The sequence below is a fragment of the Stenotrophomonas sp. PS02300 genome (assembly GCF_029959395.1).
Lineage (GTDB): Bacteria > Pseudomonadota > Gammaproteobacteria > Xanthomonadales > Xanthomonadaceae > Stenotrophomonas > Stenotrophomonas maltophilia_AD.
This window is the reverse complement of record NZ_JASCOP010000033.1, coordinates 16,880-34,969: the sequence shown is the minus strand read 5'-3', so window position 1 is coordinate 34,969 and position 18,090 is coordinate 16,880. Positions and strand designations below refer to the sequence as shown.

Sequence of the window (18,090 nt, the reverse complement as noted above, 5' to 3'; positions counted from 1 at the left end):
GGCGTGTACTACGTCGGGCGCGCGCCGCAGGAACCCAGGTTCGCCGCCGTGGATCGGCCGGCCGCCGTGCCGGCCCGGCCCGGCGATCCGGTGCCGGCCATCACCCTGCCGGACGTGGACGGCACGCCGGTGGACTTCGCCCGCTTCGGTGGCCGCCCCCTGTTGATCAACGTGTGGGCGAGCTGGTGCGGCCCGTGCGTGGAAGAGATGCCGATGCTGGCCGCGTTCGCCGCCGCACAGCCGGCCGATGGCGTGCAGGTGGTGGGGTTGGCCATCGATACGACCGACGGCGTACGCGATTTTCTTGACCGCGTGCCGGTGAAGTACCCGATCGTGATCGAGCAGCCTGCACCCGATGACGCCAGCGTGCGCCTGGGCAATGCGCAGGGGTTGCTGCCCTACACCGTGCTGGTGGGTGCCGACGGGAAGATCGTCAGGCAGAAGCTGGGGCCGTTCGCCGAGGGAGAGGTTGAACGGTGGGTGGGCAGTACCGACCAACGGTCGGTACCTACCGCCGGGGCGCCTACGCGGTAGGTGCCTACCGTGGGTAGGCACGGATGCCCGGTCAGGCGAAGAATCGCCGCAGGTACGTCGCCGTCTTGCCGTCTTTCGAACGGCTCACCTGCTCCGGCGTTCCCGTGGCCACGATCTGCCCGCCCTGCTCGCCCGCCCCGGGCCCCACATCGATCACCCAGTCGGCATCGGCCACCACGCGCAGGTCGTGCTCGACCACCACCACGGTGTTGCCCGCATCCACCAGCCCATGCAGCTGCGCCATCAGCTTGTCCACGTCGGCCGGGTGCAGGCCGGTGGTGGGCTCGTCGAGCACGTACAGGCTGTTGCCGTGCTGGCTGCGCTGCAGCTCGGTGGCCAGTTTGATCCGCTGCGCCTCGCCACCGGACAGTTCCGTGGCCGGCTGGCCCAGCCGCAGGTAGCCCAGCCCGATGTCGCGCAGCAGCTGCAGCGGGCGCTGCACCACCGGTTCTTCGGCAAAGAACGCCAGCGCCTCTTCCACCGTCATCGCCAATACCTGCGCGATGCTGCGGCCGTTCCATTCCACTTCCAGTGTCTTGGCGTTGTAGCGCTGGCCATGGCAGGTCGGGCATGGCGCGTACACGCTGGGCATGAACAACAGCTCCACGTGCACGAAGCCTTCGCCTTCGCAGGTTTCGCAGCGGCCCTGCGCCACGTTGAAGGAGAAACGGCTGGCGCTGTAGCGCCGTGCCTTGGCCATGCGGGTGCCGGCGAACAGCTTGCGCACGTGGTCGAACAGGCCGGTGTAGGTGGCCAGGTTGGAACGTGGCGTACGCCCGATGGGCTTCTGGTCCACGTTCACCAGGCGCTTGACTGCCTTGTGGCCGGCATGCAGGCGGCCGCGGGTGCGCTCGATCCGGCTGGGCTGTGGCAGCTCATCGTCCGCCTCGGGCGCAACCGGCTCATGGCCCAGGTGCTCACCCACCAGCTCCACCAGCGCCTGGCTGACCAGGCTGGACTTGCCCGAGCCGGAGACACCGGTAACCGCGCAGAACGTGCCCAGTGGGAAGCGCGCATCCAGCCCGTGCAGGTTGTTGCGGTGGATGCCGCGCAGCTCCAGCCAGCCGGCAGGCGTGCGTGGGCTGCGGGTGGCGCGGTCGTGATTGCCGAACAGGTACGGTGCGGTGGCCGAGGCGGCGACGCCGCGCAGCCCCTGGGGCTCGCCGCTGTACAGCACCTGCCCGCCGTGCTGGCCCGCACCGGGACCGACATCCACCAGCCAATCGGCGCGGCGCAGCATCTCCAGATCGTGCTCCACCACGAACAGCGTGCTGCCGCCCGCCTTGAGCTGGTCCAAGGCGTCGTACAGGGCTTCGCCATCGGCCGGATGCAGACCGGCAGTGGGCTCATCCAGCACGTACACCACGCCGAACAGGCTGGAGCGGATCTGGGTGGCCAGGCGCAGCCGCTGCAGTTCACCCGGCGACAGCGTCGGGGTGGCGCGGTCCATCGACAGGTAGCCCAACCCCAGCGCTTCGAGCGTGCCGATGCGTTCCACCAGATCGTGGGCGATGCGCTGGGCGGCGATGCGCTTCTCCTCTGACAGGTCCGGGGTGCGGCGCACGTCACTGCTGCCACCGTGCAGCAGCCCGCCCTTCGCCACGCGCTGCTGTTCGGCCTTGCGGCCGGCAGCGCGGCTGCGCGTTGCACCCTTCGCAGGTGCATCGAAGCGGCCCTCCGCTGCCGGCCGCAGTGCGTCGGCCATGGCCGCCAGCGACAGCTGGGACAGCGTGCCGATGTCCATGCCGGCGAAGGTCACCGACAACGCGGCGCGCTTGAGCCGCTTGCCGTCGCAGACCGGACAGACCGTGCCCACCATGTAGCGCGCCACGCGCTTCTTCATCATGGCGCTCTGGGTGGTGGCGAAGGTATGCAGCACATAACGGCGCGCCCCGCTGAAGGTGCCCATGTAGCTGGGCTCTTCCTTGCGGCGCAGCGCGGCACGGGTCTCGGCCGGGGTGAAGCCGGCGTACACCGGCGCCACCGGCTGTTCCTCGGTGAACAGGATCCAGTCGCGCTGCTTCTTCGGCAGGTCGCGCCAGGGAATGTCCACGTCGTAGCCCAGCGTCACCAGGATGTCGCGCTGGTTCTGCCCGTGCCACGCCGGCGGCCACGCGGCGATGGCGCGCTCGCGGATGCTCAGCGAGGGGTCGGGCACCATCGACTGTTCGGTCACTTCATACACGTGGCCCAGGCCATGGCAGTTCGGGCAGGCGCCCTGCGGTGTGTTCGGCGAAAAGTCTTCGGCATAGAGCATCGGCTGTTTCGCCGGATACGTCCCGGCACGCGAATACAGCATGCGCAGCAGGCTGGACAGCGTGGTCACGCTGCCCACGCTGGAGCGCACGCTCGCGGTGCCGCGCTGCTGCTGCAGCGCCACCGCCGGCGGCAGGCCTTCGATGGCATCCACGTCGGGCACGCCCACCTGGTCGATCAGGCGGCGCGCATACGGCGACAACGACTCCAGATAGCGGCGCTGCGCTTCGGCGTACAGCGTACCGAACGCCAGCGAGGACTTGCCGGAACCGGAGATGCCGGAGAACACCACCAGCGCGTCGCGCGGGATGTCCACGTCGACGTTCTTCAGGTTGTGCTCGCGCGCGCCGCGAACGCGGACAAATGCGTTACCCATCTGGGCGGGGGACGGTGCTTTTCGACGTGTGCTCATGGGGAGAAGCATACCGTCGGTGGCGCCGCCCGTTGGGCGGCCCACGTAGACACCGCAATCACGAACCTCTCACGCGACCGCAGGACGAACCCCGCGCACTACCGCAGGCCGCGCCAGCACGAATGCCGCCACCGCTTCGGACAGCAGCGCCGCCTGCCGCTGCATCGCCTGCGCGGACGCCGAGGCCTCTTCCACCATCGCCGCGTTCTGCTGCGTGCTGCGATCCATCTGCAGCAGTGTCCTGCCTACCTGCTCGATCCCCACGCTCTGCTGCTGCGAGGCCGCCGAGATGCTCGCGGTGATCGCGGTGACCTGCTCCACGCTGCCGACGATACGGCGCATGGTGGCACCCGCCTCACCGACCTGGCGGGTACCGACGTTGACCGTCTCCACCGAGGTCTCGATCAGCTGCTTGATCTGGCGCGCGGCATCGGCGCTGCGCTGGGCCAGCAGGCGTACTTCGCCCGCTACCACCGCGAAACTCCGGCCCTGCTCGCCGGCCCGTGCGGCTTCCACCGCAGCGTTGAGAGCAAGGATATTGGTCTGGAAGGCGATGCCATCGATCACCCCGGTGATGTCGCCGATGTGCCGGGAGGAGGCGGCGATGTCGTGCATCGTGGACACGACCTGTGCCACCGCGTTGCCGCCCTGCCCGGCAATGGCGGCGGCATCCATCGCCAGCTGGTTGGCCTGCTGCGCCGACTCCGCGTTCTCGCGCACGGTGGCAGTGAGTTCCTCCATCGAGGACGCGGTTTCTTCAAGATGCGCCGCCTGGCGTTCCGTGCGTTCGGCAAGGTCACGGTTGCCGGCCACGATCTCGCCAGCCGCGCCATTGATCGCCGACGTGGCGTGCTGGATGCGCGCCACGATGTCGGCCAGCTGCGCCACGCTGGCGTTGGCATCGTCGCGCATCTGCGCGAACACGCCCTGGTACTCGCCCTGCATGCGCACGCCCAGGTCGCCATGCGCCAGCCCGGACAGCAGCGCCTGCAGCCCGGCCAGGTTGCCCTGGAAGGTATCCAGCAGGCGGTTGATGCTGACCGCCAGGGTCAGCACGAAGCCCTGCTTGTCGTTCACCGCGATGCGCGCCTGCAGCTGGCCCTGCGCGGCGGCATCCACCAGCGCGGCCACTTCGGTTTCGACCGTGGTTTCCAGCGCGCGGCTGCGCCATTCCACCGCAGCTCCCAGCAGCTGGCCGTGGTCAATGATGGGGTTGATGACCAGCTGGTAGCGGATTCCGCCCTGCTCGATCTCGTGCGTGCTGGCATCGCCGCGCTGCAGCTGCGCGGCGACGCCCGCAAACACCGGATGCAGCCCCTGCGCCGGTTGGCCCTGCCACTGCCCGGGCGTGCATCCCAGCGCACTGCACAGCGCATGGTTGAGGAAGCCGATGCGGCCATCCGGCTCCAGCACCATCAAGCCGGTCTGGGCACTGTCCAGCGCTTGGCGCGCACGGGTGTTATCGCGCGCGGCGGCCCGCTCGGCCTCGATCCGGCCGCGCAGTCGTTCCTGCATATGTCGCAGGCGTTGCGCCAGCTGGCCGAATTCATCGTGGGGGTTATGCACGACCAGCACCGTATCCAGCCGGTCCTCGGCGATGTCCTCGGCGAAGCGCAACGTGTTGGCGATCGGCCGCTGCACCGCCTGCAGGGTCAGCAGCAGCGTGGCGATGAGCAACGCGGCCACCAGCAGCAGCGTGACCGCGAACACCACCGTCATCGCCCTTGCCTGTGCCTGCAGGTGCCCACGCGCGGCCTCCAGCGCCGTTGCCTGCGCACGCTGCACCTGCTCAAGCGACGGCGCGATCTGTGCAGCGGTATCGGCCAGCGACTGCGCTTCCACATCCAGCCCCACCCGCGCGGCGGTGTAGCCAAGCAGTGCACCCTGGTAGCTGTCCATCGCGGCGCGAAGCGTGTCCTGTGCGGCCGCCGGCACGCCCGGCGCCGCCAGCGCCAGTTCGAACGGCAGCTTGGCTTCGCTGGCACGGTCGGCATGGGTCGAGTCGCCGGTGAGCAGCAGCAGCGCTTCCTGCCGGCGGATGGCCTGCCACTGGGCCTCCAGTGCGGGCCGTTGCAGGGCGGCCAGCTCAGCCTCCATCGCAGTGGCGGCGGCCTCCAGCTGCGCGCGCAACCCGACCTCGCCCCGTCCCATTTCATCCACACGTGCGTTCAGCGCGTTGATGCCCTCGGCAAACTCGCCGATGCGGGTAGCCAAGGCTTTCAGTGAAGCCGCATTGCCGTTGGCGGCAGCGGCAAGCTGCAATGCCTCCAGCGATACCTGCAGGCGTTGGCGTGCATTCCGGAGTGCCTCGCGGTCGGCATCGTCGAAGCTCGCCGCGTAACGGGTCTGCAGGCGACGGGCGTCGGCCACCTGGGTACCCAGCAGCGCCATCAGGCTGGTCGCCTGCTGATGGGTGGCGAAGGTGTCGGCGGCGCGTTCGCTGTTGTACCTTGTCCAAGCGTAGACGGCGGCCACCAGCAACAGGCCCGCTGCACAGGCCACCAGGCTGGTTTTCAGCTTGCGTGCCACGCTGAGCCGGCGCAGCGATGCCAGCCAACGCAACAGCGTGCGCCAGGCGGGAAGGGAACTAACACGGCGGGGAACGGCCGACATCACGTACTCCAGGCGGAATGACGCATCGATATCGGCCGAATCTGCATGGACTTTAGCCTTGGCTGCACGCCCTGTCCCATGCATTGCGCGGTGGACACGTTGTAGCGCGCGCAGGCGACCGTACGATGACGGCCGCCCACGCCATTGCTCAGTGCTGCACCGGCAAGGCCAGCACCGCCTGGGTGGACATCACGCTGCCGAAGGCGTCGGCGATTTCAGTCAATGCCGCGCGGTGCAGCAGCTCGGCCGGCAGCGGGCCTTGCCCAGGCAGCGCCTGGATGCTGCGGGTGGCGACCGCATCGGACGCCACGATCACCTCGTACCCCCGCGGCACCGCATCCCGCGCAGCACCGGCCACGCAGGCGTGCGTCATCAGTCCGCTGATGAGCAGGGTGCGGATGCCCTGGGCCTTCAGCTGATCATCCAGGTTGGTACTGGCGAAAACGCTGACCGTTCGCTTGATTACCAAGTGGTGGCGCGGGCCGGGCTGCATGCCGGCGATCAGGGCGGCACCGTCGGTGCCTTCGGCGAAGACAGGTGCGGCCGCCGGGTTCAGGTGCTGCACGTGATACACCGCAATCCCATTGGCGTCTGCCATCCGCACCAGCGCCTGCGCGTTGGCCAGCGCGGAAGCGCCATCGGGAATGGGGAGGCGCCCACTGTAGTACTCGTTCTGGAAATCGATCACCAGCAGCGCGGTGCTGGCCGCGTCCAGCATCTGCGGTGGCAGCGCGCCACTTAGCGCGCGCAGGGTGGGCGCCTCGGCGGCAGGCGTCGCGGTGGCCGGGGACGCCAGGCTCATGCCGGCGAGCAGAGGAAGGATCAACGCGTTCATGCAGGGACTCCGTTGGGGAATGAGCCGGCATTGTTGGGGGCGCCGGGCGCGGCCGACAGTGGCCCAGATGCCATTCCCTGCTAGGATCGGGCCATGTTGCCAGCCCACCCGCACCACGTCGTCGTGGTCGCCTACCAGCAGATCAGCCCCTTCCACCTGGCCGTGCCGTGCACGGTGTTCGGCGAGGACTTGGCCCGGCTCGGCGCACCCCGTTACCGCCTGACCGTGTGCGCCGCCGAACCCGGCCCGCTGCAGACCCCGGCCGGCTTCACCCTTGGCGTCGCGCATGGGCTGGAGGCTCTGGCCGAGGCGGACACCATCGTGGTGCCGGCCTGGCGTGACCCGGCTGAACCGGCACCCCCGGCGCTGCTGGAAGCTCTTCGAGATGCCCATACGCGTGGCGTGCGGCTGGTCGGGCTGTGCCTGGGCGCGGTGGTGTTGGCCCAGGCCGGTCTGCTGGACGGTCGTCGTGCCTCTACCCACTGGGTATTCATGGATGACGTAGCTGCACTGCATCCGTGCGTGCAGTTGCAGCGCGACGTGCTCTATGTGGAAGACGGCACGCTTTTGACCTCCGCAGGTACCGCAGCGGCCATCGACTGTTGCCTGCACCTGGTGCGGCAGGACCACGGTGCCGAGGTTGCCAGCCGCGTGGCACGGCGCATGGTGGTGGCCCCGCATCGCCAGGGTGGGCAGGCGCAGTACATCGAGCAGCCCCTGCCGGTGACCTGCGGCGACGACAGGCTGGCAGCCGTGCTCGAGTGGGCCGCGTTCCATCTTGCCGAACCGCTGGGCATCGATGCGCTGGCCGATCGCGCCCGGATGAGCCGACGCACCTTCACCCGCCATTTCCGCGCCGCCACCGGCACCACCTTCAACCAATGGCTGCTGGAACAAAGGCTGGCACGTGCGCAACGCCTGCTGGAAACCAGCGACAGCTCGCTGGACAGGGTGGCCCAGCACGCAGGCTTCGGCTCCACGGTGTCACTGCGCAGTCATTTCAGCCGTGCGTTTGGCGTGTCACCTGCTGCTTACCGGCGTACGTTCCACGCGGTCACCTAGCGGATCGGGAAGATTGACGCGCGGCCGGTTGCCAGGCACGTGGCTGGCCAGCCAGTCGATGAAACGGGTGGTGCCCAGCACCGCGCCGGGCTCGGGCGTAAGCGTGGTGTCCTTGAGCAGCGCACCGTAGTAGCGCGCCTCGGGATCCGCCACGACCGGACGCTGGTCCTGGTTGAAGTACATCACCCACTCCACCAGTTCGAACAGGCGATGACGCTCCGGGCCCGCGATCTGCACCATGTGGCCGCCAGGCGCTGCGGTGGCAACCTGTGCGACCAGGGCGCCGAGATCGTCGGCGGCCACCGGCTGCACCTTTGCGGGCGCCAGATGCAGCACGTCGCGCGCAGCGACGGGCGGGACCAGCTGGGCCATGAACTCGAAGCACTGGGTGGCACGCACCAGGGTGGCCGGAAGCGGTGCACGGCGGATCAGCGCCTCCTGGATGGCCTTGGCCCGGAAGTAGGCGCTGTCCTGCAGGTAGGGCGTACCCACCACCGACAGGCCCACGTAGTGCGCCACTCCAGCGCGATCACAGGCCGCCAGCAGCTGCGTGGTGGCGCGCTCGAAGTACGTGGTGACATCGGGGTCTTCGAAGATCGGTGCATTGCCCGTATCCACCACGACCTCCGCGCCCTCCAGCACGTCATCCAGCCCGTGCCCGCCAACCACATCCACGCCGGTGCGCCGCGATGCCGCGCGCACGTCGTGGCCTTGCATGGCCAACTGCTCCACCACGCGGCTGCCAATCAACCCGTGACCACCGATGACGACGATCTTCATGTACGTGCTCTAGGTCGGTTACATCACGATGGGACTGGCCGGTGTCTGCGGCACCGGAATGTCGCGCTCATCCAGCAGCAGGCGCAGGTCCAGCTCGATGGAGGTGCACAGCTGCGAGATCGGAATGTCATTGGCGCCACCTTCGAAGGGATTGGCGCTGCTTTCGCCGACCTGGTCCAGCGCGGCATACATCCACGACACCAGCACGCTCAGCGGAATCGCCAGCCACACCATGTGCCCGGCCATCGCCCCACCCACCGTGTCGTTCATGGGGGCCAGCAGGTCGATCATGCCCAGCGGCAGCAGCAGGCACAGGATGCGTACGAAGATCACATTGATCACCGCGTACTGGCGCGGATACGGGTAGTTCTTCAGCCGTTCGCTGCGCGCCTGCTGGTCGTGCAGGTCGCGCAGCACGCGCTGCAGCTCGGCGAAGCTGGCCTGCGGTATATCGCCGGCATCCAGCAGCTGGCGCAGCGATGCGCCCTGCAGCGACAGTACTTCGGTGGCCTTGCCGCCAGCACCCAGGATGCGCGAGCGCTCTTCGGCGGTGACGTACTTGATCAGCTCGGTGTCCAGCGTGCGCACCTTTTCCGGCACGTCGTAGCGCTTGCGGTACTCGATGTTCGGCGCCAGCTGCACGGTCTCCCAGGGCTTGGTTTCGCGCATCTGGTAGCGCAGCGCGGTCAGCCACGCCAGGTGGCGGTACACCAGCCGCCGGGTGTGTTCGGGATGGGCCACGTAGTCACGGCTCATCGTGCCCCACAGGCGGCTCGCCGCCGTAATGGAGGCCCATACCTGCTGCGCTTCCCACAACCGGTTGTAGGTCTGGGTGTTCTTGAAGCCGGCAATCAGCGCCACGCTGGTACCCAGCATGAAGATCACGTTCCACGGCACCGCGAGCCAGTGCAGGCCGCCCAGCTGGTACAGCGCCACCAGCGCCACATCCAGCAGGATCAACAGGTACAGCGGGCGGCGGGTCCACAGCAGGAATTCGGTGAAAGTGTAGGAGCGGCCAGCGTGCATGAGGGTGTTCTCCAGCAGGGGGATGCGCCGCTCAGGGGGCGGCGGTGGGCATCACGCTCACCACGTGGGTGATGCCGTTGCGGAACATCTTTGCGTAGGGGCAGACACGTTCGGTGTTGCGCACCAGCTCGGCGGCCACGCCCGCCTCCAACCCGGGCAGGTACGCTTCCACCTCGGCCGACAGCAGGTACAGGCCGTCGATCGGGTCGCGCGAGAAGGTCACCGCCACCTCGATGCAGGCGTCCACCAGCGCCAGCCCGGCACGGCTGGCCAGCAGGTTCATCGCGCCGTGGAAGCAGGCCGCATAGCCGGCAGCCAACAGCTGCTCGGGGTTGCTGCCGCCGCCTGGCCCGCCCAGCGAACTCGGCAGGCGCAGGTCGAGCGCCAACACGCCATCGTCGGAGACGACCACGCCCGAGGCGCGCCCGTGACCGGTCTCGCCGCCGCTCACCCGCACCCGCCCGGTGTAGAGCGGGCGCACCTCGTCGCCACGGTATTTGTCGAGGACGGCGGGCGACGGCGGCTTTAGGTCGGACATGGCGTTTCCACGAGGTGCGGGCGGACGGGCAATCAGTTGCTGCGGACCAACCCGGACTGCTGCAGCCAGGCATCGAAACCCTGGCGGCCCAGCCACGCCTGTCCGACCGGCACCAGCGTGTCGTGCTGCAGTTGCGCACCGAAGTACGGTGCCTGTACGTCGCCCACCACCTGGCGGGGATCGTGGGTACGATCGAGGAAGCGCTGTGCCAGTTCGTCCATCGGTGCGCGCTCGGGGCCGGCGATCTCCACCACCCCATTGACGGCAGGCTGCAGCGAAATGCGCGCCACTGCGTCGGCCACGTCGTCCGCCGAAATCGGCTGCACCAGCGCGGTGGGCAGGCGTAGCGCTTCACCGGCGGACTGGAGGATGCCCGGCAGGAATTCGAAGAACTGGGTGGAATGGATGATGGTGTAGGCGATGCCCGCCTCGCGGATCAGCGTCTCCTGCGCGATCTTGCCGCGGAAGTAGCCACTGGCCGCCAGCTTGTCGGTGCCCACCACGGAGAGGGCCACGTGATGGCGTACACCGGCCTTGGCTTCGGCGGCCAGGATGTTGCGCCCGGCGGTCTGGAAGAAGGCCAGCACCGCTGCGTCTTCGAACGACGGCGAGTTGGCCAGGTCGATGACCACGTCGGTGCCCGCCATGGCCGCGTCCAGGCCGTCGCCGCTGATGATGTCGATGCCGGTGGAAGGTGCGGCGATGACGATGTCATGGCCGGCCGCGCGCAGGCGGTCGACCACCTTGCTGCCAATGCGGCCGGTGCCGCCGATGACCAGGATCTTCATGTTCTTGCTCCAGGAGGGGAAGGAGGAACCCCGGTGGCCGGGGCATGTGGCGATGCTAGGCAGGCCGCTACGGCGGCAGTAGGTCCGCGCGCGGACGCGCACTGTTGCCTGTCAGGCACCAATGGCGTTCATTGCCACGCGCCGGCATCGACGTCGCGCGCCGGTGCACTGGCCTGCTGCACGCTTTCCCAATGGGTCACCACGTCCAGGTCGAGTGCACGCACCTCGCTGGTGATGAAGTCGATGAACGCGCGGATGCGCTTGGGCAGCTGGCGGCGGCTGAGGTAGCACAGGTAGTGCCCGCGGTCGTCGGCGGCGTACTGGTCCAGGCAGCTGACCGCCAACCCGGCATCCAGCGCGGCGCGCACCTGGTAGTTCGGCAGCTGGGCCAGGCCCTGCCCCTGCAGGACCGCCTGCAGCGCCAGGTCGGCGTCGTTGAACACCAGCGCCGACGCCGGTTCCACGCTCAGCGGTCGCCCTTCCACGCGGAACTCCCACGGCTGCAGCCGCCCGTTGGCCTGGCGCTGGCTGATGCAGGCATGCGCAGCCAGTTCGCCCACGGTGGTCGGCAGGCCGTGCCGCACCACGTAGTCCGGTGCGGCGCAGACCAGCAGCTGCATGGGGATCAGGTGCTTGGCGATGACCTCGCTGTCTTCCAGCACGCCATCGCGGAACGCCACGTCGATCCGGTCGGCGGCCAGGTCCAGGGGGCGCTCCTCCAGCTGCAGTTCGAGCGTGACATCCGGGAAATGGGCCCGGAATGCCGACAGCAACGGCGCGATCACCTTGCGCCCGAAGCCATGCGTGGCACTCACCCGCAGGTGCCCACGGGGCGGCCCGTCGCGCAGGTCGCGCATCTCCTCCAGGGCCTGCAGGATGCGGTCCACGCCCGGTCGGCAGCCATCATGGAACAGCTCGCCTTCGCGGGTCAGCGAGGTCGAGCGGGTGGTACGCAGGAACAGCCGCACGCCCAGCTGTCCCTCCAGTTTCTGCACGCTGCGGCTGACCGCCGAGCGGCCGATGCCGAGCCGGTCGGCCGCGCGCGAGAAGCTGCCCTCGTGGGCCACGGCAATGAACGCCATCACCCCCGCGTAGCTGGCGGAAAAACCGGTGGTGAGCGGGTCGACACCGTCGTCTGCGGTGGCCGGATCAGTCAGGGACATGCGGGCGGCGCTCCAAGGTGGCGCGCATGTGCGCGCAGGCAGGCGTGGGCCGCTTCCAGCCGTTGCCTGCATTCAGCAGCAGGCAACCCCAGCAACGGCATGAGCTCCTCGATCGACGCACCGGCCACGTCATGCAGCAACAGCAGCAGGCGGGCATTGGCAGGCAGCGCCTCCAGCGCAGACAGGAACGTGGTCCACACCTGGTCGGCGGGGCGTGGCAGGCCTGCGGCATCGGCAGTGGATGAGGTGCTCATGCAAGGCAGACGGACCAGCGCAGCGCGCTGTGACAGGTCCCGGCCAACCCGCATGCGGTGCAGTGTCCTGCTCACGGCACTGTCCCTGCGGCGCGTGCTCGTGTTGAATGCCGCCATGGATACCTCCCTCGACCGCTTCACCCAGCTGCGCCCGCGCGTCCTGGGCGTGGCCTACCGCATGCTGGGCTCGATGGCCGAAGCCGAAGATGTCGCGCAGGAGGTGTGGCTGCGCTGGAACGGCACCGACCGCGAGGCGATCGAGAATGCCGAAGCCTGGCTGGTGGCCACCACCACCCGCATCGCCATCGACGAGCTACGCATGGCGCGCCGCAGCCGCGAGCACTATGTGGGCATCTGGTTGCCCGAGCCGGTACTGACCGACGATGCCAGCACGCCCGAGCGCCTGCACGAAGCGGCCAGCGATCTCTCCGTCGCCTTCCTTGCGGTACTGGAACGGCTGGCGCCGGAAGCCCGCGCCGCGTTCCTGCTGCACGATGTGTTCGACCGCGACTATCCGGAAATTTCCAGCATCCTGGGCAAGAGCGAAGCCGCCTGCCGGCAGATCGTGCACCGCGCCCGTACCCGCCTGCGCGAAGAACGCCCGTTGCATGCGGTGCCGCACCGCACCCACCAGCAACTGCTGCAGGCTTTTACCGATGCGCTTGACAAGGGCGACCTGAAGTCGATGATCGCGCTGATGGATACCTCCGCGCAGCTGATCGGCGACGGTGGCGGCTTCGTCAGCAGCTTCCCCAAGCCGATGCTTGGTGGCGCGCGCATCGCCCAGCTCCTGTTCGCCCCCACCCTGCGGCGCCGCGCCGAGCTGCGCATGGTGCCCGCGTTCATCAACGGACGCTTGGGCGTGCTGCGCTACTTTGGCGAACACCTGGATTCGGCGATGTCGTTCGATACCGATGGTGAGCGCATCACCCAGATCCTGGTACAGCGCAATCCGAACAAGCTGGCGCGGATCGTGGCCGCACAACAGCCGGCGCTGCGCTGATGCCCCTGCCTCCTTCGCGCTGGCGTACGCTGCCGCGCAGCTTCTACCGGCGCCACCCCACCGAGGTGGCGCCCGAGCTGCTCAACAAGCTGCTGGTCCGCGACGATGGTCGCGCCGGTCGCATCGTGGAAGTGGAGGCCTATGCCGGTGACCAGGACCCGGCCGCGCATTCGTTCCGCGGCATGACCCCGCGTACGGCCACCATGTTTGGCGAATGCGGCCATCTCTATGTCTACTTCACCTACGGCATGCACTGGGGCAGCAACGCGGTCTGCGGTGAGGTCGGCCAAGGCTGGGGCGTGCTGCTGCGGGCACTGGAACCCGTGCAGGGACTGGACCTGATCCGTGAGGCGCGGCCAGCCATCCGCCGCGACCGCGAGCTGGCCAGCGGCCCCGGGCGGCTGTCGCAGGCAATGGGAATCACCAAGGCACTGGACGGTGCGGACCTGGTCAGCAATGACCGCGGCATCCGGATCGTGTCAGACGGTACGCCACCACCGGAGGATCCGGTGGCCGGGCCCCGGATCGGCATCAGCCGCGCCGTGGAGTTCCCGTGGCGCTGGCATGTGCGCGGGCATTCGCACGTGTCCGGCCGGCGGTCAAAGGCGTAGCGACCAACGGTCGTTACCTACCGGGGTAGCGCACGACCGGTGGTCGTGCCGTGCGCCTTCAGCAGCGGCAGAGGATCATATGCCCCGTCGGCGCCGTAGATCCCCCAATGCAGGTGCGGCGGCGTACCGGCGGCATTGCCACTGTCACCGACGTAACCCAGCACGGTGCCTTCGCTGACCACCTCGCCTTCGGCCAGCCCCTCGCGCCAATCCTCAAGATGCGCGTAGTAGTAGCGCTCGCGCGCTGGCCCCACCACCCAGACCTGGCGACCGCCCAGCCCGCTGTCGCGCACCGCCACCACCACGCCTGGTGCTGCGCTGCGCACCGGGGTACCGCGCTTGGCGAAGATGTCCACCCCGGCATGTGTGCGGTCGCGCCCGCGCGGCGCGCCGAACGTGTCGGCGATGCGCCGTGCCGCCACGCCTTCCACCGGCACCGGCAAGGTAGTGGGCGCAGGCATGCGCGCCAGCTCCCACAGGGCGCGCGGTGCCTTCAGCCATTCGCTGTTCCACAGCGTGAGCAGCGCAATGCCCAGCAGGACGGGCACTGCCAACCAGATGATCCAACGGCGCAGGGCAAACGCACGCGAACGCGGGCGGGCAGTGGCCGCCGTGGCGCTGTCGAACTCGGAGGGGGATCGTGACGTCATGGTCCCAGCATCGCAGATGGCGTGTACACGGCACCACCACGCCGATGCCCGCCCAGCGCCATGACATACTCGGCTTGCAACCGGCGCGCCGTCGCCGCTCCCCGCCAAGGCCGCGCATGTCCGCCACTGCTACCTGCCCCCGCTGCACCACGCAGTTCGAGGGCCGCAAGGCCCTGCTCGGCGGTGGCATCCAACCCTTCCATTCGCCGTTTTCCAGGCGCGATGTCGCCCTGCGGGTGCGCTGCCCCCACTGCCGCCACGAATTCGCCAGCGCTGACGTGCGGCTGTTCGGCGGCCGGCTGTCACTCAACGGCTACCGGGTGGTAGCCGTTGGCCTGCTGGTGGTCTGCGTGCTGCTGGCAATCTACCTGCCACCGCGCTGACCCGCCGGGTTACTGCACCGGCACCGCTTCCGGGAAGGACCAGCGCCCGTCGAGAATCTCGGCGCGTGGCCGGTACAACCGCACCATGTAGTTCCAGCCGGGTGTAGTGGGCAGGCAGGTGGGCACCTGGCCATCGCAGCCACCGAACTGGATGTCCACGGCGCCGTCTGCATTCTTCTTTGCCGTCAGGTTGTTGAGCGAATAGGCGTTCTGCGCGTTCTTGTCGTAGTAGCCCTTGGCGTTGTAAAGGCTTACCGACCAGAACCCATCCACCGGGACATCGGCGACATGCAGTCGGTACACCGTCTTTCCATCGTTGTTGGTCGGCGTCACGTTGAGGTAGATCGCTTCGCTGTCCGGGTTGCCACCCCACGCCGTCGCGGCACCGATCACGCGCCGGACGGGGTCTGCCGTCTCGCGCGTGCCGAACATGCGGCGCGCATCCGGCAACGTTGAGCCCAAGGTCACCAGTGCGTCGCGCACCTTGTCCTGGCTCACCGTGTCCCACTTGGGAACCTCGAAGCTGCCCGGCGCGGCCTGTTGGACCTTGATCGCATCCTGCAGGGCATGCACCTTGGCCACGTCCTCAGGATTGTTGGGATCCACCAGCGTGCGGAAGCCAACGACCACATAGCGGGTACCGTCCTTGCCACGGCTGAGCGTGTAGGCGCCCGGTTTGTAGTTCACCTGGGTGGTGTACTGGTCCTCGTCGATGACCTGCATGGACATGAAGCGATCACCGGCATCCGGGAGGGTGATGGTGACCGGTCCGGCATCCAGGTCGAACACCGCGCTGGAGTACAGGGTGTCCCGGTTCAACCTCACCACGGTCTGGTTGTCGATCGATGCCGGTTCGCGGTGGTGGAAGATCTTGCCCAGGCCTCCTTCCTTCACCAGGGAGGCAAAGTACCGGTCGGATTCGGCGCGCACGAAGTTGTCGGCGGTGACGGGCACGCTTCCTGGCTCGGGCGCGGTCGCCACGCGCGCCGGGGTTTGCGCCGGCGCGGTCGGGGCAGGCGCAGGAGCAGGCGTTTCCGCAACGGTGGGGGAAGCCGCTTCGGGCTCACGTCGGCAGGCGGATAAAGCCACGGTCACCGCCAGGGCCACCACGGCCAGGGCAAGGCGGTTGTGTCGCAGGATGGCGTTGCTCACGGCAGGATCTCCAACCACGGGTGTTGGAGCGTAGCAATGGCCGGTCTGACCAAAAACCGTACTTCTACTGCGTTCCGAGACCGGAGTTGATGAAGATGGCGACTACAAGGCTTTCCGCAGTGTTGACACGATGAAGCAGACCATCAGGTCATCCCCCGTCTGCACACATCCATGAGCCCTCCCGTTTCATCATCCACAAGCAAGCTCATCCTGGTGGTCGAGGATGAAATCGAACTCTCACGTTTGTTCATCGAAGTACTGAGCGGCGCCGGCTACACCGTGATCCCAGCCTACTCGGTCACCGATGCGCTGTTTGCCCTGGCTGACCAGCCCTTCGATGCCGCCATCCTCGATGTTGAACTGCGCGACGGCGCGGTGTTCCCGGTGGCTGATCGGCTTGCGCGGCTGGGTACGCCATACCTGTTCGCATCGGCCGTGTACCTGCAGGCCATTCCGAGCGCGCACAAGGGCATCCCCTTCGTTTCCAAGCCTTTCGAGATTGATCAGCTTCTTTCCCACGTGGACCGGGCCATCAGGACAGGCAAGGCCGCATAAAACCCGCGTCGCGCAAGGCACTAGACGACCGGTCTAATCGGGTATAGAGTGCGTTCCATGAGCCCGCCCCCAGCCACTGACACCCTCGATGTCCGCGACAAGATCCTGGCCACCGGCCAGCGGATCATGGGCGGCAAGGGCTTCTCAGCGGTAGGCCTCAATGAGGTGCTCTCCGCTGCCGGCGTGCCGAAAGGTTCGTTCTATCACTACTTTGGTTCCAAGGAAGCCTTCGGCGAGGCGTTGCTGGAAGACTATTTCTCGGCCTACCTGGCAGATATGGATCGCATCTTCAGCCAACCCCGCAAGAGCCGCGCCCAGCAGCTGGATGCCTATTTCAAGGCATGGATGGACAACCAGTCCTTCGAGGATTGCCAGGGCAAATGCCTGGCGGTGAAGCTTGGCGCTGAAGTGGCCGATCTTTCCCAGAGCATGCGGGCAACGCTGCAGCGCGGTACCGCGGGCATCATCGGCCGCTTGGCGCAGGTGCTGGACGCAGGCGTCCAGGAAGGCTCGCTGTCGTTCTCCGGCACCCCGCAGGCCGTGGCGCAGAGTCTCTACGAGCTGTGGCTGGGCGCCAGCCTGATGGTGAAGATCGTCCGCAGGCGCCAGCCGTTCGACAACGCATTGCGCACCACCCACTCCCTGATCCGCCCCGCCGCCTGACCCGTAGCGGGGAATGCCTCACGCCCCCTTGGGGTTTTTTTCACGCCGGCCTTCTAGACGACCGGTCTACTGTAATCCTCCACTTACCCAGGAGCACCCCAATGAATGTACTGATCGTCCTGACATCACACGATGAACTCGGCTCCACCGGCCGCAAGACCGGCTTCTGGCTGGAAGAGCTGGCCGCGCCCTATTACGCCTTCCAGGATGCCGGCGCGAAGATCACCCTGGCCTCGCCGAAGGGCGGGCAGCCGCCGCTGGATCCCAAGAGCAATGAACCGGACTTCCAGACGGACCTGACCCGCCGGTTCGAGGCCGATGCCGCCGCCACCGCGCAGCTGGCCAACACCGTGCGGCTGGACAGCGTCTCGCAGGCCGACTTCGATACCGTGTTCTACCCCGGTGGCCACGGCCCGCTGTGGGACCTCGCCGAGGACCGCCACTCCATCGCGTTGATCGAGTCGTTCATTGCCGCCAACAAGCCGGTCGCGCTGGTCTGCCACGCACCGGGCGTGCTGCGCCACGTCAAGGCCGCTGACGGCAAGCCGCTGGTGGAAGGCAGGAAAGTGACCGGCTTCACCAACAGCGAAGAAGCCGGGGTCGGTCTCACCGACGTGGTGCCGTTCCTGGTCGAAGACACCCTCAAGGCGCTGGGCGGCGATTACTCGAAAGGCCCGGACTGGGGCTCGTACGTGGTCAGCGATGGCCTGTTGATCACCGGGCAGAATCCGGCTTCGTCCGGCGAAACCGCGACAACCCTTCTGCAGCAGCTGCCCCGGTAGGGTCGGCTCCCAAGCGACCGGCGATAGCCT

At 67.9% G+C, this 18,090-nt stretch carries 19 protein-coding genes; 8 read left to right on the top strand and 11 right to left on the bottom strand.

Going from position 1 to position 18,090, the window contains the following annotated elements; translation table 11 throughout:
- Positions 1 to 3: 3 nt before the first annotated feature.
- A complete protein-coding gene (locus QMX79_RS08670; RefSeq protein WP_282246380.1) occupies positions 4 to 534 on the top strand; it encodes a TlpA disulfide reductase family protein in 531 nt (176 codons plus the stop codon).
- A 31-nt stretch (positions 535 to 565) separates the two neighbouring features.
- On the opposite strand, the gene QMX79_RS08665 is transcribed toward QMX79_RS08670, so the two are convergent.
- The 3 genes from QMX79_RS08665 to QMX79_RS08655 all read right to left on the bottom strand — a co-directional run bounded on the left by QMX79_RS08665 (position 566) and on the right by QMX79_RS08655 (position 6,650).
- The gene (locus QMX79_RS08665; protein WP_282246379.1) at positions 566 to 3,202 is read right to left on the bottom strand and encodes an excinuclease ABC subunit UvrA; all 2,637 of its coding nucleotides are present in this window, start codon (positions 3,200 to 3,202) and stop codon (positions 566 to 568) included.
- Positions 3,203 to 3,271: 69 nt separating this feature from the next.
- Entirely contained in the window at positions 3,272 to 5,815 is a 2,544-nt protein-coding gene (locus tag QMX79_RS08660) for a methyl-accepting chemotaxis protein (protein WP_282246378.1), read from the bottom strand.
- A gap of 148 nt (positions 5,816 to 5,963) precedes the next feature.
- Positions 5,964 to 6,650 (bottom strand): isochorismatase family protein, encoded by a 687-nt coding sequence (locus QMX79_RS08655; RefSeq protein ID WP_282246377.1) that lies wholly within the window; start codon positions 6,648 to 6,650, stop codon positions 5,964 to 5,966.
- Positions 6,651 to 6,743: 93 nt separating this feature from the next.
- Between QMX79_RS08655 and QMX79_RS08650 the strand changes: the two genes are divergently transcribed.
- Positions 6,744 to 7,712, top strand: coding sequence for a helix-turn-helix domain-containing protein (locus QMX79_RS08650; protein ID WP_282246376.1), 969 nt, complete (start codon positions 6,744 to 6,746; stop codon positions 7,710 to 7,712).
- Here QMX79_RS08650 and QMX79_RS08645 read toward each other — a convergent pair.
- The 6 genes from QMX79_RS08645 to QMX79_RS08620 form a co-directional block, all read right to left on the bottom strand.
- The gene (locus tag QMX79_RS08645) at positions 7,671 to 8,492 is read right to left on the bottom strand and encodes an NAD(P)H-binding protein (RefSeq protein ID WP_282246375.1); all 822 of its coding nucleotides are present in this window, start codon (positions 8,490 to 8,492) and stop codon (positions 7,671 to 7,673) included. The two genes, QMX79_RS08650 and QMX79_RS08645, sit on opposite strands and share 42 nt — an antisense overlap.
- Positions 8,493 to 8,510: 18 nt before the next feature.
- Positions 8,511 to 9,518: a bestrophin family ion channel gene (locus QMX79_RS08640; RefSeq protein WP_282246374.1), complete on the bottom strand. Its 1,008-nt coding sequence runs from the start codon at positions 9,516 to 9,518 to the stop codon at positions 8,511 to 8,513.
- A 31-nt stretch (positions 9,519 to 9,549) separates the two neighbouring features.
- Positions 9,550 to 10,056 carry an Ohr family peroxiredoxin gene (locus tag QMX79_RS08635; RefSeq protein ID WP_282246373.1) on the bottom strand — a complete coding sequence of 169 codons (507 nt, stop codon included), beginning with the start codon at positions 10,054 to 10,056 and terminating at the stop codon, positions 9,550 to 9,552.
- A 32-nt stretch (positions 10,057 to 10,088) separates the two neighbouring features.
- Positions 10,089 to 10,844 carry an SDR family oxidoreductase gene (locus tag QMX79_RS08630; RefSeq protein ID WP_282246372.1) on the bottom strand — a complete coding sequence of 252 codons (756 nt, stop codon included), beginning with the start codon at positions 10,842 to 10,844 and terminating at the stop codon, positions 10,089 to 10,091.
- A 128-nt stretch (positions 10,845 to 10,972) separates the two neighbouring features.
- Positions 10,973 to 12,007 (bottom strand): LysR family transcriptional regulator, encoded by a 1,035-nt coding sequence (locus QMX79_RS08625; RefSeq protein ID WP_282246371.1) that lies wholly within the window; start codon positions 12,005 to 12,007, stop codon positions 10,973 to 10,975.
- Entirely contained in the window at positions 11,998 to 12,261 is a 264-nt protein-coding gene (locus QMX79_RS08620; RefSeq protein WP_282246370.1) for a transcriptional regulator, read from the bottom strand. Before QMX79_RS08620 ends, QMX79_RS08625 begins: the two co-directional genes overlap by 10 nt.
- A gap of 115 nt (positions 12,262 to 12,376) precedes the next feature.
- Between QMX79_RS08620 and QMX79_RS08615 the strand changes: the two genes are divergently transcribed.
- Together QMX79_RS08615 and QMX79_RS08610 are read left to right on the top strand one after the other, a co-directional pair.
- Entirely contained in the window at positions 12,377 to 13,264 is an 888-nt protein-coding gene (locus QMX79_RS08615) for an RNA polymerase sigma-70 factor (RefSeq protein ID WP_282246369.1), read from the top strand.
- Entirely contained in the window at positions 13,264 to 13,875 is a 612-nt protein-coding gene (locus QMX79_RS08610) for a DNA-3-methyladenine glycosylase (protein ID WP_282246367.1), read from the top strand. The genes QMX79_RS08615 and QMX79_RS08610 overlap by 1 nt, the downstream gene beginning before the upstream one ends.
- 17 nt (positions 13,876 to 13,892) lie before the next feature.
- Here QMX79_RS08610 and QMX79_RS08605 read toward each other — a convergent pair whose 3' ends face one another.
- Positions 13,893 to 14,525, bottom strand: coding sequence for a M23 family metallopeptidase (locus QMX79_RS08605; protein ID WP_282246363.1), 633 nt, complete (start codon positions 14,523 to 14,525; stop codon positions 13,893 to 13,895).
- A gap of 116 nt (positions 14,526 to 14,641) precedes the next feature.
- Here QMX79_RS08605 and QMX79_RS08600 point away from each other — a divergent pair, with 116 nt between their 5' ends.
- Positions 14,642 to 14,908: a hypothetical protein gene (locus QMX79_RS08600; protein WP_282246362.1), complete on the top strand. Its 267-nt coding sequence runs from the start codon at positions 14,642 to 14,644 to the stop codon at positions 14,906 to 14,908.
- 9 nt (positions 14,909 to 14,917) lie between these two features.
- Here QMX79_RS08600 and QMX79_RS08595 read toward each other — a convergent pair whose 3' ends face one another.
- Complete coding sequence (locus tag QMX79_RS08595) at positions 14,918 to 16,060, bottom strand: DUF1254 domain-containing protein (RefSeq protein ID WP_282246361.1); 1,143 nt, start codon at positions 16,058 to 16,060, stop codon at positions 14,918 to 14,920.
- 171 nt (positions 16,061 to 16,231) lie between these two features.
- Here QMX79_RS08595 and QMX79_RS08590 point away from each other — a divergent pair, with 171 nt between their 5' ends.
- The 3 genes from QMX79_RS08590 (at position 16,232) to QMX79_RS08580 (ending at position 18,060) form a co-directional block, all read left to right on the top strand.
- Positions 16,232 to 16,615, top strand: coding sequence for a response regulator (locus QMX79_RS08590; protein WP_282246360.1), 384 nt, complete (start codon positions 16,232 to 16,234; stop codon positions 16,613 to 16,615).
- Between the two features lie 57 nt (positions 16,616 to 16,672).
- Positions 16,673 to 17,278 carry a TetR/AcrR family transcriptional regulator gene (locus tag QMX79_RS08585; protein ID WP_282246359.1) on the top strand — a complete coding sequence of 202 codons (606 nt, stop codon included), beginning with the start codon at positions 16,673 to 16,675 and terminating at the stop codon, positions 17,276 to 17,278.
- Positions 17,279 to 17,379: 101 nt separating this feature from the next.
- Positions 17,380 to 18,060 carry a type 1 glutamine amidotransferase domain-containing protein gene (locus QMX79_RS08580; protein ID WP_282246358.1) on the top strand — a complete coding sequence of 227 codons (681 nt, stop codon included), beginning with the start codon at positions 17,380 to 17,382 and terminating at the stop codon, positions 18,058 to 18,060.
- Positions 18,061 to 18,090 lie beyond the last annotated feature (30 nt).

Coding starts and splice junctions, on each gene's coding strand:
- QMX79_RS08665 (WP_282246379.1), bottom strand. CDS start 3,202: ATGAGCACACGTCGAAAAGCACCGTCCCCCGCCCAGATGGGTAACGCA.
- QMX79_RS08660 (WP_282246378.1), bottom strand. CDS start 5,815: ATGTCGGCCGTTCCCCGCCGTGTTAGTTCCCTTCCCGCCTGGCGCACG.
- QMX79_RS08655 (WP_282246377.1), bottom strand. CDS start 6,650: ATGAACGCGTTGATCCTTCCTCTGCTCGCCGGCATGAGCCTGGCGTCC.
- QMX79_RS08650 (WP_282246376.1), top strand. CDS start 6,744: ATGTTGCCAGCCCACCCGCACCACGTCGTCGTGGTCGCCTACCAGCAG.
- QMX79_RS08645 (WP_282246375.1), bottom strand. CDS start 8,492: ATGAAGATCGTCGTCATCGGTGGTCACGGGTTGATTGGCAGCCGCGTG.
- QMX79_RS08640 (WP_282246374.1), bottom strand. CDS start 9,518: ATGCACGCTGGCCGCTCCTACACTTTCACCGAATTCCTGCTGTGGACC.
- QMX79_RS08635 (WP_282246373.1), bottom strand. CDS start 10,056: ATGTCCGACCTAAAGCCGCCGTCGCCCGCCGTCCTCGACAAATACCGT.
- QMX79_RS08630 (WP_282246372.1), bottom strand. CDS start 10,844: ATGAAGATCCTGGTCATCGGCGGCACCGGCCGCATTGGCAGCAAGGTG.
- QMX79_RS08625 (WP_282246371.1), bottom strand. CDS start 12,007: ATGTCCCTGACTGATCCGGCCACCGCAGACGACGGTGTCGACCCGCTC.
- QMX79_RS08620 (WP_282246370.1), bottom strand. CDS start 12,261: ATGAGCACCTCATCCACTGCCGATGCCGCAGGCCTGCCACGCCCCGCC.
- QMX79_RS08615 (WP_282246369.1), top strand. CDS start 12,377: ATGGATACCTCCCTCGACCGCTTCACCCAGCTGCGCCCGCGCGTCCTG.
- QMX79_RS08610 (WP_282246367.1), top strand. CDS start 13,264: ATGCCCCTGCCTCCTTCGCGCTGGCGTACGCTGCCGCGCAGCTTCTAC.
- QMX79_RS08605 (WP_282246363.1), bottom strand. CDS start 14,525: ATGACGTCACGATCCCCCTCCGAGTTCGACAGCGCCACGGCGGCCACT.
- QMX79_RS08600 (WP_282246362.1), top strand. CDS start 14,642: ATGTCCGCCACTGCTACCTGCCCCCGCTGCACCACGCAGTTCGAGGGC.
- QMX79_RS08590 (WP_282246360.1), top strand. CDS start 16,232: ATGAGCCCTCCCGTTTCATCATCCACAAGCAAGCTCATCCTGGTGGTC.
- QMX79_RS08585 (WP_282246359.1), top strand. CDS start 16,673: ATGAGCCCGCCCCCAGCCACTGACACCCTCGATGTCCGCGACAAGATC.
- QMX79_RS08580 (WP_282246358.1), top strand. CDS start 17,380: ATGAATGTACTGATCGTCCTGACATCACACGATGAACTCGGCTCCACC.